The 13,122-nt window shown below is 69.6% G+C and carries 15 protein-coding genes and 2 pseudogenes; 11 read left to right on the forward strand and 6 right to left on the reverse strand.

All coding sequences use genetic code 11. The features are described 5' to 3' along the window. The 4 genes and pseudogenes from ACWD5D_RS31075 to ACWD5D_RS31090 form a co-directional block, all read right to left on the reverse strand. Positions 1-233 (reverse strand): annotated as a pseudogene (locus tag ACWD5D_RS31075) (transglycosylase SLT domain-containing protein); the annotation flags it as partial. A 421-nt stretch (positions 234-654) separates the two neighbouring features. After that, positions 655-1,020, reverse strand: coding sequence for a VOC family protein (locus ACWD5D_RS31080; RefSeq protein ID WP_451376100.1), 366 nt, complete (start codon positions 1,018-1,020; stop codon positions 655-657). 207 nt (positions 1,021-1,227) lie between these two features. Then, positions 1,228-1,776 (reverse strand): YciI family protein, encoded by a 549-nt coding sequence (locus tag ACWD5D_RS31085; protein WP_451376101.1) that lies wholly within the window; start codon positions 1,774-1,776, stop codon positions 1,228-1,230. 630 nt (positions 1,777-2,406) lie between these two features. Continuing rightward, positions 2,407-3,363, reverse strand: coding sequence for a DUF5937 family protein (locus ACWD5D_RS31090; RefSeq protein ID WP_451376102.1), 957 nt, complete (start codon positions 3,361-3,363; stop codon positions 2,407-2,409). Between the two features lie 72 nt (positions 3,364-3,435). Between ACWD5D_RS31090 and ACWD5D_RS31095 the strand changes: the two genes are divergently transcribed. From ACWD5D_RS31095 to ACWD5D_RS31110, 4 genes and pseudogenes are all read left to right on the forward strand, one after another. Beyond that, positions 3,436-4,308, forward strand: coding sequence for an alpha/beta fold hydrolase (locus tag ACWD5D_RS31095; protein ID WP_451376103.1), 873 nt, complete (start codon positions 3,436-3,438; stop codon positions 4,306-4,308). Between the two features lie 287 nt (positions 4,309-4,595). Beyond that, positions 4,596-4,728 (forward strand): annotated as a pseudogene (locus ACWD5D_RS31100) (IS5/IS1182 family transposase); the annotation flags it as partial. Between the two features lie 403 nt (positions 4,729-5,131). Further along, positions 5,132-6,358, forward strand: a complete 1,227-nt coding sequence (locus tag ACWD5D_RS31105) for an acyl-CoA dehydrogenase family protein (RefSeq protein ID WP_451376104.1) — start codon at positions 5,132-5,134, stop codon at positions 6,356-6,358. A gap of 5 nt (positions 6,359-6,363) precedes the next feature. Beyond that, positions 6,364-7,596 (forward strand): CaiB/BaiF CoA transferase family protein, encoded by a 1,233-nt coding sequence (locus ACWD5D_RS31110; protein WP_451376105.1) that lies wholly within the window; start codon positions 6,364-6,366, stop codon positions 7,594-7,596. Positions 7,597-7,722: 126 nt separating this feature from the next. Here the strand turns inward: ACWD5D_RS31110 and ACWD5D_RS31115 are convergent, their stop codons facing one another. After that, the gene (locus tag ACWD5D_RS31115; protein WP_451376106.1) at positions 7,723-8,190 is read right to left on the reverse strand and encodes a winged helix-turn-helix transcriptional regulator; all 468 of its coding nucleotides are present in this window, start codon (positions 8,188-8,190) and stop codon (positions 7,723-7,725) included. Between the two features lie 93 nt (positions 8,191-8,283). On the opposite strand from ACWD5D_RS31115, the gene ACWD5D_RS31120 reads away from it, so the two are divergent. From ACWD5D_RS31120 to ACWD5D_RS31135, 4 genes are all read left to right on the forward strand, one after another. Then, positions 8,284-8,775 carry a PaaI family thioesterase gene (locus tag ACWD5D_RS31120; RefSeq protein ID WP_451376107.1) on the forward strand — a complete coding sequence of 164 codons (492 nt, stop codon included), beginning with the start codon at positions 8,284-8,286 and terminating at the stop codon, positions 8,773-8,775. A gap of 284 nt (positions 8,776-9,059) precedes the next feature. Then, positions 9,060-9,734, forward strand: a complete 675-nt coding sequence (locus tag ACWD5D_RS31125; RefSeq protein ID WP_451376108.1) for a serine/arginine repetitive matrix protein 2 — start codon at positions 9,060-9,062, stop codon at positions 9,732-9,734. 83 nt (positions 9,735-9,817) lie between these two features. After that, positions 9,818-10,231: a cytidine deaminase gene (locus ACWD5D_RS31130; protein ID WP_451376109.1), complete on the forward strand. Its 414-nt coding sequence runs from the start codon at positions 9,818-9,820 to the stop codon at positions 10,229-10,231. 177 nt (positions 10,232-10,408) lie between these two features. Next, positions 10,409-11,209 carry a thioesterase family protein gene (locus ACWD5D_RS31135; protein WP_451376110.1) on the forward strand — a complete coding sequence of 267 codons (801 nt, stop codon included), beginning with the start codon at positions 10,409-10,411 and terminating at the stop codon, positions 11,207-11,209. A gap of 46 nt (positions 11,210-11,255) precedes the next feature. Here the strand turns inward: ACWD5D_RS31135 and ACWD5D_RS31140 are convergent, their stop codons facing one another. Then, on the reverse strand, positions 11,256-11,819 hold the full coding sequence (locus tag ACWD5D_RS31140; protein ID WP_451376111.1) for a DinB family protein: 564 nt from the start codon (positions 11,817-11,819) through the stop codon (positions 11,256-11,258). A 142-nt stretch (positions 11,820-11,961) separates the two neighbouring features. Between ACWD5D_RS31140 and ACWD5D_RS31145 the strand changes: the two genes are divergently transcribed. From ACWD5D_RS31145 to ACWD5D_RS31155, 3 genes are all read left to right on the forward strand, one after another. Next, on the forward strand, positions 11,962-12,255 hold the full coding sequence (locus tag ACWD5D_RS31145) for an ArsR/SmtB family transcription factor (RefSeq protein ID WP_451376112.1): 294 nt from the start codon (positions 11,962-11,964) through the stop codon (positions 12,253-12,255). Continuing rightward, entirely contained in the window at positions 12,252-12,641 is a 390-nt protein-coding gene (locus ACWD5D_RS31150; protein WP_451376113.1) for a VOC family protein, read from the forward strand. Before ACWD5D_RS31145 ends, ACWD5D_RS31150 begins: the two co-directional genes overlap by 4 nt. 149 nt (positions 12,642-12,790) lie before the next feature. Beyond that, positions 12,791-13,057: a hypothetical protein gene (locus ACWD5D_RS31155; protein ID WP_451376114.1), complete on the forward strand. Its 267-nt coding sequence runs from the start codon at positions 12,791-12,793 to the stop codon at positions 13,055-13,057. Positions 13,058-13,122: the final 65 nt, after the last annotated feature.

The raw sequence follows: 13,122 nt of genomic DNA on the forward strand, positions 1-13,122 counted from the left end.
TTGGACTTCATGATGTCGAGGGACTCCTTGATCCAGCCGTCGAGGTTGTTGGCGTGGCCGTGGGCCTTGAGGGCGGTGAGGGTCTCGCTGGTGACCGCGCTGGTCGCGGTGTGGGTGGGTTCGGCGGCCTGGGCGGCGGTGGGCATCAGGGTGAGGGCGACGGTGGCGGCGCCGGTGGTGGCGATGCCGGTGAGGGCGAGGGTGCGCAGGCGGGAGGTGCGGGTGCGGGTCATGGGGGTACTCCAGTGGGGGTCGTCGTCGGCGCCGGCCGCGGTGGGGTGCGGTGGCGTGGGGGCGGGGCCCCGCGCTGGAGTCCGGTGCGGGTGGCAGGTTCAGCCGGTTGCGTCGGGTGGCTCCTAGCGACGTCGTTCATGTTGAGCAGCCGGTGGGGTGGAGCGCAATGATGTGACGTACTACCCGACTACGGAGCAATGCCCGATATGTGCCCGTCTGGGTTGTTTCTGTGCTGTTCGGGGCGGTCTGGTTCTACGATGCGGGGTAGGACGTGATGTGCGTCCTGTGCGCGGCGTCACCCGTTTCCGGGGTCCCGGGCCCTCTTTCCGGTCCCTTCGGTTCCTCTCCGGGAGCGGAACCGCCGGAGGTGCCGTAGGAGATCGCGACCCGGGTGGCAGCAGCCGTCCCGAGTGGCGGCTGTCAGCCGGTGACCAGGCAGAACGGATGCCCGGCCGGATCGGTGAGAACCCGCCACCTGTCGTTCGGCTGGTGCTCCGGTTTACCCGCGCCCAGCTCCAGCAGTCGGGCCTCGGCTGCGTCCAGGTCGTCCACCGCGAAGTCGAGGTGGAGCTGCTGGGGAACGGTCTGATCGGGCCAGCGGGGAGCCTGGTGGTCGTCGACCCGCTGGAAGCCGATGAAGAGTCCGTCCTCGTGGTTGAGGCCGGCGAAGTCGGCGTCGGACTTCGGATGCAGCTCGAGGCCCATGGCCTGCTGATAGAACGCCGCCAGAGCCAGTGGATCGGCGCAGTCGAGCGTTATCGCGCACAACCTCATCCGCAGGGACATGGCACCTCCGCGTCACTCAGTGGATCTTCGTGACGCACACCTTAGGCACGGACGCCCCCGCGGCGGGCCGCAGGACGGGCGGGAGGGAAGGAGGAGCGGAGGGCGAGGAGAGTGAGGAGGGCGAGGAGGGGAGGGGGCCGGTTCGGCGCGCGCGGCGAACACCGGATCGGGCTGCTGCTGGTGCCGTGGCGCGCGCCTGCCGGTGCGTCATGATCGTCCGCCGAACCGCCAGGGGTGGACCTCGATCTCGGCGTACCGGTCCGGGGTCAGAAGGGCGCGTGCCGTGTCCGGGTCGGGTGCCCTCACCAGAGCCGCCGTGCCCAGCCAGGTCGTGCCGTCGTCGGACAGCAAGGGGCCGTAGGCGATGAGGTCGTCGCGGTCCGTGGGTACGGCGAGGTCGGCGGCCGGTCCGTGGCCGAGGCCGAGGACCAGGTAGCGCGCGCCCTCGGTCGGTCCGCCCGGGAACTCCCACATGGTGCGGCCCAACAGGTTGCGCCACCGGCGCAGCATCACGTCCCGGTACACGCCCGCCTGGTAGCCGGGCTCGTCGAAGGCGAACGCGCGGGCGGCGGCTGGGTCGGGCAGGTCGACGACGTGCACGCTGCCGGTGGGCGTGTCCCCGTCGGCGGCAAGGGTCGGGCCGCGGGCGATCATCTCTTTCTCGTATTGGTCCATGTAGGACCAGTGCGCTTCCAGCAACTCCATGCGAAGTGCCAGGGAGTCCTGCCGATCACGGTGGTAGCAGAGGAATTCCATGCCGGCAGTCTTCCGGCCGCGGGGGCATCGGGACAGCGGTTATCCGGTGAGATCGATCGTGACCACCGAAAACCTCATACGCCACAGGCGTTTCAACGGTCGGCGTTTCGGCCAATCCTCGGGGCCCGAGAGCGGCCTCCTCGCGGCGCTCACGCGTTCGACCCCTGGTGTTTCAAGGGCCCGACTGCGTCCGGAATCGAGTGCGTTCGAATCTCGTGGCACGTCGTTGTGCCGGGCACCGCCGAGCCATCCAGGTGCGGCAACGATGCCCGAGGAGGGATGCAGGTGACTGTGACCGACGCCTCGACCGCGAGCGCGGAGACGCCGCCACCACCGCCCCCGGCCACCATCAGCTTCGAGGGAAAACACGGAAAGAATCCCCTGGCAGACGCGGGGGCCGATACGAGGAACTCGCCGAAGCGGGCGGCCTGTTCTCGGAACTGGTCGCCCTGGCCAAGGACCGCTGACCCCAATCGGGGCCAGAATCCTCGGAACGGTCACTCGCACATGCGTTGCCGGGAGTTGTCGGCTCTCTGTCCCGGCCGCGACGCTGTTCGTCGGTGAGCCATGTGAGGCACGTCGCCACGGGAAGACGGCGACCTGAGCGCCGTGCCTCACGGCCTTATGAGGCTAGCCGCCCAACAGGTGGGTCGCTCGTTCCGTGCGCAGGTGGAGGACAGTGCGGCCCGTGCGTTGTGTGGAGACCAGGCCCGCTCCACGCAGCGCGCCGAGGTGTTGCGAGACCGCGCTCGGGGTGATGCCCAGGCGGCCGGCCAGGGCTGACGTCGTCAGGGGTTCGGCCAGGGCTGTGAGCAGTGCGGTCCTCGTACGGCCGAGTACCGGGGCGAGGCCCGTCAGTGCCGGCGGGGGCGGCCGCCAGAGCAGGCCGACGCCCACCGCCGGATAGCGGATCGACGCGGCGGTGACCGGGGACTTGTCGACGCCCACGTTCGGCCAATTGAAGACGCTGGGCAGCAGGACCAGGCCGTGCCCGCCGGTATCCACGGTGTTGACCGCGTGCGGGGTACGTCGGCCGTGCACCACCAACTGGCCGCCGTCCCAGGCGATGTCCTGGTGCAGCTCGGCGAACAGTGCCTGAACCCCGCCCTCCACCAAGGTGAGCGCGCGCCTGGCGATGTCGGCTTCCAGTACCGCGCGTATCCGGCCCCAGTGCGGAGCGATGAGCAGCTCGTGGCAGCGGCGGAGTGCTTCCGCGAGCCGCGGCAGCACCGCTGCGGATTCGGGGACGTCGTCACGTCGTACGCCCAGCACCGCGCTGTACTCCCGCTGGAAGAACGCCTCTCCTGTTGCCCGCAGGAGGTCCAGTTCCGTCGCCATCGAGGGCAGCCGCTCCCGCGGTACCGGGAACAGGAACGACGGCAGCGGTCCGGCGATCAGCGCCCTCAGCAACGACAGCTCGTGCTCGCCCGTCAACAGCGGCCGCGCCCCGCGCACCCACGGCTGATGCACCTCGTGGCCGCCCGTGCCCAGCAGGATCCGCAGGGCCAGCACCGTCTCGCCCAGGGGCGAGAGGGCGAACCGTACCTTCGCGACCGACGCCGCGGTGAATCCGATCTCGACCGCCATCCGTCCCGCCCCATCATGTAGCTGTGGCTGAATGCTAGGCGTCGGCCCGTCGGCACCGTCAGGCTGCCCGGCATGGACTTCTTCACCTCGTACGACGGAACCAGGCTTGCCTACCAGGTGATCGGGGACGGCCCCTGCGTGGTCTGCCTGCCCGGAGGGCCGATGCAGGACTCCGTCTATCTCGGCGACCTCGGCGGCCTGTCCGCGCACCGTCGGTTGATCAGGCTGGACCTTCGGGGCACAGGGCAGTCGGCGCAACCGAAGGATGCCGGCACCTTCCGCTGCGACCGGCTTGTCGATGACGTGGAAGCCTTGCGAGAGCACCTCGGCCTGGACCGGTTGGACTTGCTCGCGCATTCGGCCGGCGCCAATCTGGCGGCGCTGTACGTGAGTCGCCATCCGGAACGCGTCGGCAGGCTCGCGCTGATCACGCCGAGCGTCATGGCCGTCGGTGTGACGATCACCGGGGACGTCCGACGCGAGACCGCGCGGCTCCGCCGGGACGAGCCGTGGTTCCCGGCGGCGTTCGCGGCTTTGGAAGCGATCGTCGCCGGCAAGGGGACCGCCGACTCCTGGCAGGCCATCTCGCCGTTCTACTACGGCCACTGGGACGATGCGGCGCGGGCTCATCGCGCAGCCGAGGCCGCGCAGAAGAACAAGGAGGCCGCGGAGGTCTTCGCCGCCGACGGCGCCTACAACCCGGACGCCACCCGCATGGCACTCGCACAGTTCGTGTCGCCGGTGCTGCTGCTCGCCGGGGAGGTCGACTTGGCAGCCCCTCCCCGCGCGCTGGCCGAGTTCACCGAACTGATTCCGAATGCCGAGTTGCTCATTCAGCCCGGAGCCGGGCACTTCCCGTGGCTCGACGACGCCGACCGGTTCTTGGCGACCATCCTGGCGTTCCTGGGAGAAGCCACCACCTGTCGCCAAAGCCTGAGCCGTTGAGGGGCTCCCCTGCGGACCACCCGGGGGGACCGTCGGGCTGAATCGCGGCTGTGGTCCCGCAGCATGTTCCGCAGGGCTGTCCGGGCGGCAGCACCGTGGGCGCGCCGCAGTCGGCCCGGCGTGTGGGCTTCTGGTCCATGGGCTTCTGGTCCATGCGACGTTGTGCGACAGCGAGCTGAATCCGCGCGTCTTGGCCGTCCCTCAGTCGGCGGCCACGATGAAACGATCTCGCGTTGACCGGTGTGATCACGATGTCGGAGCCGTCCTGAACAGCCCCGTTCGCCGGGCTGGGTGTGCAGCAGTTCGCCGAGCTGGTCGCCGCCGTGGTGGGGCGTGCGGCCGCGGACCGTGTCAGCCAAGTCCGGCCCTGGCGGAATGCCGCTGGACGACAGGGCCCTGCTGCCTGCCGCCTACTGGCGCGCTCGTCCAGGGTGCTGACACCCTGGTGCGCCTGGCCGACCGGGACCAGCGCTTCACCTGCCGATGACCGACACCAGGGGCGACAGCCTGGGGCAGGACCCTGCGGCCCTGGTACGGATCGAGGCCCACGCCGACGAGTACGCCCGCGGGTTGCTGAACGTCGCGGGAAACCTTTCACTCGGAAAACAGCCGACTCCTGAAGCCGTGCCGCACCTTTCGGGACGGAGCGGCGACCGGCCACTGGGGTGGTCTGAGGCGGCTACGGCGGCTCCGGGCGGCGCGGGGTCCGGGCACCTGAACCGATGACGCGTTAAATCGCGCCACAGATCCCCCAACGCCCGGCGCGGCGCGCTGCCCGGCGGGGATCGCCGAGCCACGCCCACATCGCCTGAAGGAGACCGCAATGAGTGGCACACCGGGTCTGCCGACACCGGCCGGCCCCTACTTGGGCGACGGGCTGCTGCCTGCCGACTTCTATGCCTTCGAGGAACTGCTGTCGGACACGGAACGGAAGAAGATCGAAACCCTTCGTGCGTTCCTCCGCACGGAGGTCGATCCGATCGTCGACGACTACTGGTCCCGGGCCGAGTTCCCGTTCCAGCTGGTCGAGCGCTTCGGGAAGCTCGGGATTCTGGACTGGGCCGACCCGAATTCCTCGGAGACCAGGCCGAGCAACCTCCTCACGGGCTTCATGGCGCTGGAATTCGGGCATGCCGACGCGTCCATGGCGACGTTCTACGGCGTGCACGCCGGTCTGGCGATGGGCACCATCATGGCCTGCGGCTCCGAAGAGCAGAAGCAGCGCTGGCTGCCGGCGATGAGCCGCTTCGAGAAGATCGGGGCCTTCGGCCTGACCGAGCCGCACGGCGGCTCCGACGTCTCGGGCGGCCTGGAGACGACCGCGCGCCGGGACGGCGACGCGTGGATCCTCAACGGCGCCAAGCGGTGGATCGGCAACGCGACCTTCGCCGACCTGGTCGTCATCTGGGCCCGTGACGTCGAGACCAAGCACGTCCTGGGCTTCGTCGTGGAGAAGGACACCCCGGGGTTCACCGCGACGAAGATCGAACACAAGATGGCGCTGCGCATCGTCCAGAACGCCGACATCGTGCTCGAGGACTGCCGAGTCCCGGAGGCCAACCGGCTGCCGAACGCGAAGTCGTTCAAGGACACCGCGAACATCCTGCGCCAGACGCGCAGCGGGGTGGCCTGGCAGGCGGTGGGCGTGATGTTCGGCGCCTACGAGATCGCCCTGGAGTACGCGAAGGAGCGCGAGCAGTTCGGGCGCCCGATCGGAGGCTTCCAGCTCGTCCAGGACCTGCTGGTGAAGATGCTCGGCAACGCCACGGCCTCGTGCGGCATGGTGACCCGCCTGGCCCAGCTGCAGGACGCAGGGATCTACCGGGACGAGCAGTCCGCGCTGGCGAAGGCCTACGCCACCGTCCGGATGCGCGAGAACGTCGGCTGGGCCCGTGAGCTGTTGGCCGGCAACGGCATCGTCCTCGACTACAAGGTCGGCCGTTTCGTCGCCGACGCGGAGGCTCTGTACTCGTACGAGGGCACGCGGGAGATGCAGACCCTCATCGTGGGACGAGCCGTGACCGGTGGCCTGAGCGCCTTCGTGAGGTGACGGCGATGACCACCGAATCCGTCTTCACCGGTCTGAAGGTCGTCGACGCGTCGACCTTCATCGCGGGACCGGCCGCGGCCGCCATCCTCTCCGACTTCGGAGCGGACGTCGTCAAGATCGAACCTCCGGGCATGGGCGACCCGCAGCGGCGGCTCAGCTCCGTGCCGCCCAGCCCGCAGGCGAAGGCCAACTACAGCTGGCACCTCGCCAACCGCAACAAGCGCGGCATGGTCATCGACCTCAAGAAGCCGGAGTCCGTCGAGGTTCTCAAGCGGCTCGTCGAGTGGGCCGACGTGGTGATCACCAACTTCCCGCACGGCACGCGCGAGAAGCTGCACCTGGGCTACGACGAGGTCTCGGGCTGGAATCCGAAGGTCGTCTACGCCGACATCACCGGCTTCGGGGACGCCGGCGCCGACGCCCGGCAGCCCGGCTTCGACCTGACCGCCTACTGGTCACGCAGCGGCCTGCTGGCCTCCACCCGTGACGCGGGCGCACCGCCGACCGTGCCGGTCTGGGGCAGCGGCGACTACGGGTCCGCCATCGCGATCTACGCGGCGATCGCCACCGCCCTCTACCACCGCGAACGCACCGGACAGGGCGCCAACGTCGGCACGTCCCTGCTCGCCGTCGGCACCTGGGCCACCGGGACACTCGTCGCCGGCGCGCTCGCCCACGGCACACCGTTCGAGCTGCACGACCGCAAAGCACCGGCCAACCCGCTCACCAACCCGTATGAGGCCGCGGACGGCAGGTGGTTCATGCTGGCCATGTCGCCGACGCGCCTGCCGGGACTGGCGCGGGCCATCGGGCACCCCGGGCTGGTCGAGGACCCCCGCTTCGCCGATCTCGAGAGCTTCGTCAAGAACTCCGCCGTCCTGGCCGAACTCCTCGACACCGAGTTCCGCACCCAGCCCTTCGCCTACTGGCAGGACGCCCTGACCCGGGAACGCGTCACCTTCAGCCTCATCCAGACACCGGAGGAGACCGCCCAGGACCCACAGCTGCGCGCCAACGACATCGTCGTCCCGATCGAAGGGGTCACCGGGCTGGAGTACACCGTCAACAGCCCGCTCACCCTGCGCGGCGTCCCGAAGGTCCCGGCCAAGCGGGCACCCGACCCGGGAGAGCACAGCGACGAGATCCTGGCCGGACTGGGATTCACCCCCACGCAGATCACCGAGCTACGCGCCCAGGGAGCAGTCCCCACAGGCGGGAACGGAGCGGCGGCGTCCTGACCGACACGGGGTCCCGCACCGCAGGTGCGGCGCACCACGAAGATGCGCGGGCCCCGTACGCGTCGAAGGCCGCGAAGGTGTCCGGGATGCCTTGCCCGCGGAACGAAGTCAGCGGCCGCCCTTCCCTCAGGGGCGGGCGCGGGCGGAGGCGCCGGGGCGGGTGTAGGCCTGCCGCGGAGTGAGCGTGTCGTGCTCGCCGGCGCAGACGACCACCGTCTCGACGACGTCACCGCAGTCGCGATGGCGGACCTCAAGGGGCGGGCCCTCCGGGTCCGCGGTGTACCGATCGCCCCACTGCTTGAGGGCGATCATCGCGGGCCACAGGTCCCAGCCCTTGGGGGTCAGCCGGTACTCGTTGCGGGTACGGCTGCCCGGTTCCCGGTACGGGACGGTTTCCAGGATCCCCGCGGCGACCAGCTTGCGCAGCCGGTCCGCCAGTACCGCCTCGGACATCCCCATGTGGTGTCGGAAGTCCTCGAAGCGGCGCACTCCGTTCATCGCGTCCCGCAGAACCAGCAGCGACCACTTCTCACCGACGAGGTTGAGGGTGCGCTGCACCGTGCAGTTCTCGGTACTGGTCTCCAGCCAGGTCATACGGCCATCGTAGGCTGACTTCGCGATTGACAGCCAGAGCTGGGCGCAGCTAACTTCGAATACAGAAGCCAGTAGGTTCGGAGGGAGCGCCCGATGTCCAGGTCACGCACGTTCGAGTGGGGGGACCCCAAGGTCTCGGCGGCAGCGGTCGGCCGGGCGAGCGGTCTTGAGTTCCTCCGGGACATACTGGCCGGGCGCCTTCCGGAGCCGCCCATCGCCGCGACCCTCGGTTTCACCCTGGAGGAGGTCGAGGCGGGCCGCGCCGTCTTCGCGATCGAACCGGGGGAGGAGCACTACAACCCCATCGGCAGCGTCCACGGCGGCGTCTACGCCACCATGCTCGACTCCGCCGCCGGCTGCGCCGTGCAGTCCGTCCTCCCGGCCGGCATGGGCTACACCTCGCTCGACCTGAACGTGAAGTTCCTGCGCCCGATCACCGTGGACACCGGCAAGATCCGCGCCGTCGGCACCGTCCTCAACCAGGGCCGCCGCACCGCCCTCGCCCAGGCCGAGCTGCGCGACTCGACAGACCGCCTGCTCGCGCACGCCACGAGCAGCTGCATGCTTTTCCCCGTCCCCGCCTGATCCCTGTCCGGCAGCCCTGCCGAGAGCGCGGTGATCCGCTGCGGGTGGCGATTTCGGATGCGAAACTGCCTTCGAGATCGCCACTCACCGTCTGGGGGAGGGTCCAGTGGTTGTCACCTACCTGATGCTCGCACGGCTACCGGAGGGGCGGCTGTACGAACTCCTCGCCGTGCGCGACGTGCAGTGAACCGACGAGGCGGACGAACGCCCGGCGGCGGGCACCCGCCGCCACGACCCGGCCGAGACCGCTGCCGCCTGCCGCGTGTGCCCTAGCATGCGGCGTTGTGGCGATACAGACCCCCTGGGGAGCACCGTACGGCGGACCGCAGCCCCTGCCGCCGAACATCCCGTCGAAGGACCTGCGGCCCAGGCGCGTCTGGTACTTGGTGGCCGCTCTGCTGGGACTCGTACTGGCCGGTGTCGGTACCGCGCTCGTCGTGACGACGGTGAAGAACACGGTCGACTCGATCGACACCGCCCGGACGTTCCGCAGCGGCGACGCGCGGACGTTCGGTTTCGTCCGGGGAGAGACCAAGGCGATCTACGTCTCCCAGTCCGGGACGGGACAAGTCGACTGCCGGATCCAGGGGATGGGGTCCGGGGCGATGACGCAGCCGGGCAGCACCTTCCACGTCACCATCGGATCCCGCAGCTGGGAGCGCGTCTTCGAGGTGAAGCCCGCGAGCAGCGGCGACTACACGCTCACCTGCACCTCGGAGTTGCCGGCCGAGTTCGCGCTCGGTGACAAGCCCGAGGTGGGAGCCGCGATCGGGAGCATCGCCGGCGCGGTCGGCTGCTTCCTTGCCGCGTTCTTCGGAGCCGTGGCCATCGTCGTCGTCACCGCCGTCCGCCGCAGTCGCCACCGCGGGCGGCTCACCGCCCGGTCGGCCCCTCCGCCGCAGTGGGGCCCGCCACCCTTCGGTCCCACCTCGGGACCTCCGTCCGGGCCCATGCCGTAGGCGGCGTTCGTCGTATCCCGGTTTCCGCGCGGCACTGGTCGACACGCGCACCGGTCGCCTGACACCTGACGAAGGGAGAGAAGTTGACCACGCAGGCCCAGTCCGTCGACCACGAACTCGTGGAGGCCGCAGCGCATGTCGCTCGCACTCGCTGCCGGGGCGACAACCACACCATGGCAGCGGCGGCCCGTGCCCGGGACGGCCGGATCGTCACCGCGGTGAACGCCTATCACTTCACGGGAGGCCCTTGCGCCGAGCTGGTCCTCCTCGGCACGGCAGCCGCCCAGGGCGCCTACGAGCTGGACACGATCGTCGCCGTGGGCGACCGCGACCGAGGGGTCGTTCCCCCGTGCGGTCGGTGCCGTCAGGTCCTTCTCGACTACTTCCCGGCCCTCAAGGTCATCGTCGGCAATGGTGATCGCAAACGGGCCGTCCTCATCACGGAGTTGCTGCCCGAAAGCTATGTCTGGGCCGACCACCAGCTCGACGCCGAGTGACGTGTGCCGCTCGGCTTTGACGGCGTGATTGTTGATGGTTCCGTTCCTTCCGCTGTGATGCAGTGCCCTTGAAGGCGCTGACCTCGACCAGCGGTGAGCGATCGAAACCGTTCGTACAATGAGCAAGCGCTCAGTAACATGATTGCCGAGTCGTCCGCGCGGCAAGGAGGGGCAGTCATGCCGGTTTCGGAAGCAGAGGCCTTCTACGAGCGGGAGGCCCACGACCGCTTCCTGCCCACCGCCCGCACCCGAGGGCCGTGGGACGCCGACTCCCAGCACGCCGGTCCGCCGGCCGCCCTGCTCGCGCTGGCTGCCGAGCAACGACCGGGCGGACGGCCGGACATGCGGATCGTCCGGCTCACGTACGAGATCATGCGCCCGGTCCCGCTGCTCCCGCTGACCGTGCGGACGCGCGTGCTGCGCGCCGGGCGGAAGGTCGAGCTCGTGGAGGCCTCCCTGACGCCCGACGGTGGCCAGGAGGTGATGCGGGCGACGGCCCTGCTGATGAAGACCGCGCCGGGTTCGGTACCCGAGGTGATGCCCGAGCGGCAGCTGCCAGGGCCCGGGGCCCTGCCGCCGAAGGCGTTCTTTCCCGTCCCCTGGGAGCAGGGCTACCACACCGCCATGGACGTGCGTTTCGCCGCCGGCTCGTTCCTCGAGCCCGGTCCGGCCACCGCGTGGATGCGGATGCGGGTCCCGCTGGTCGCGGGCGAGGAGATCACGCCGCTCAGCCGGGTACTGACGGCTGCCGACTCGGGCAACGGCGTCAGCGCCTCGCTGGACTTCCGCCGCTACGTCTTCATCAACGCCGATCTCACCGTCAGCCTGCACCGCTTCCCCGAGGGCGAGTGGGTCTGTCTGGACGCCCGGACGACGGTGGACGGTGCGGGCATCGGCCTCGCCGAATCCGCCCTGCACGACGAGAAGGGGCCGCTCGGGCGCGGCACCCAGAGTCTGTACGTCGCCGCGCGCGGTTGAGGGGCGCGCGCGGCCCGCCTGCGTGGCCAGTGCCCACTGACCCGCGTCACTGGCCCACCCTTCCGTCGACGCACTCGCGCAACAGGTCGGCGTGTCCGCAGTGACGGGCGTACTCCTCGATCCGGTGCACCATCATGTCCCGAACCGCGATCCCTTCCCTCCCCACGCGCTTGCCCAGGTCCGGGTGCTCGGCGAGCGCCGCGTCGGTCGCGGCCTGCTCGCGTTCCAGATCGCGGTACGCGGCGTCGACCACGGCCTGGTCGGCGACCGCTCCGTCGAAGTCCGCGTCACGCTTGCCGTACAGCTTCGGCAGCGGGTCGCCGTCGGTGATCCAGTTGTGCCAGTCCCGTTCCACCTCGGCGAGGTGCCGGAGCAGGCCGAGAAGCGACATCGTCGACGGCGGAACCGACCGGCGTGCCAGTTGCTCCGCGTCCAGGCCCTCGCACTTCATCAGCAGGGTGATGCGGTAGTTCTTCAGGTACTCCTGCAGTGTCGCAAGCTCCCCGTCCGGACTGGGGCCTTCGCGGGGGTCGTCGTCCGGATCGGCCCACATGTCGGGGTAGACGGTCGCCTGGGTCCATCGCACGGGTTGGTCGCTCATGCGGTGCATGGTCTTCCGTGACCGCCCATGAGCGCCACCGAGTTTCTCGCGTTTCTCGCTTCCGCGTCGGCCGGTACGCGGGCGTGCCTGCGGCGGGCGGTATCCGAGCATCGAATTGTCATGCAAGTCGTTACTTGCCTATGGTGTGGCTGTGGCGGACGATGTCTTCAAGGCGCTGGCCGACCCCACACGACGGCGCATCCTCGATGAGCTGACGGAACGCAGCGGCCAGACCCTGTTCGAAATCTGCGGGCGCCTGGCGACCAAGCACGGTCTGGGACTGTCCCGCCAGGCGATCAGCCAGCATCTCGCTGTGCTCGAAGCCGCGGACCTGGTCCGGACCCGACGCGAGGGTCGCTACAAGTTCCATGACCTGAACACCGAACCGCTCGAGCGCATCGTGACCCGATGGCTCAGGCCCGATATGCCGGAGAGCACCCCATGAGGATCAACCTTGCCAGCGTTTTCGTCGACGACCAGGACAAAGCCCTGCGCTTCTACACCGACGTCCTGGGGTTCGTGAAGAAGTCCGACGTCCCGCTCGGCGAGCACAAGTGGCTGACCGTGGTCTCGCCGGAGGAGCCGGACGGTACGCAGCTGGTGCTGGAGCCCGCAGGCGGTCACCCCGCGGCGAAGCCGTACCAGGCGGCGCTGGCCGCGGACGGCATCCCGGTCACCTCCTTCGCCGTGGAGGACGTGCGAGCCGAGTTCGAGCGGCTGCGCGCTCTGGGCGTGCGGTTCACGCAGGAGCCGGTGGAGATGGGCCCGGTCATCACGGCCGTACTGGACGACACCTGCGGAAATCTGATCCAGATCGCCCAGCACAAGTAGGTGCCGAGGTGAGTGACGGCCGTGAACCGGTGAACGGTGAGAAGAGCGCCCGCCAGACGAGCCTCGCGGACTTCGGGGAAGCCCGCCGATGAGCGGGGCCGTCCCCTTGCCATAACCCTGGGCCCCCGCCGCATCCGACGACCGAGCAGGTGACCGACATGAACACATTGCTGGCAGAGGTCCTCGACGCCCACGGTGGCCTCGACCGCTGGAACGCGTTCACCAGGCTCCGCGCCACCATCGTCAGCGGTGGGGACCTGTTCGTCGTCAAAGGCGTGCCGCAGGACCCCACACCGCGGGAGATGACCGTCTGGTTGCACGAAGAGCACGCCTCTGTGGCGCCGTTCGGAGCGCCCGACCAGAAGACCGAGTCACCGCCGACCACGTCCGTATCGAAAAACTCGGCGGACAAGTAGTCGCCGGACGTGACGAACCGCGGAAATCGTTCGACGGCCACGTCCTCACCGAGTCCACCGGTGCG

The organism is Streptomyces sp. NPDC002520 (genome assembly GCF_053595235.1).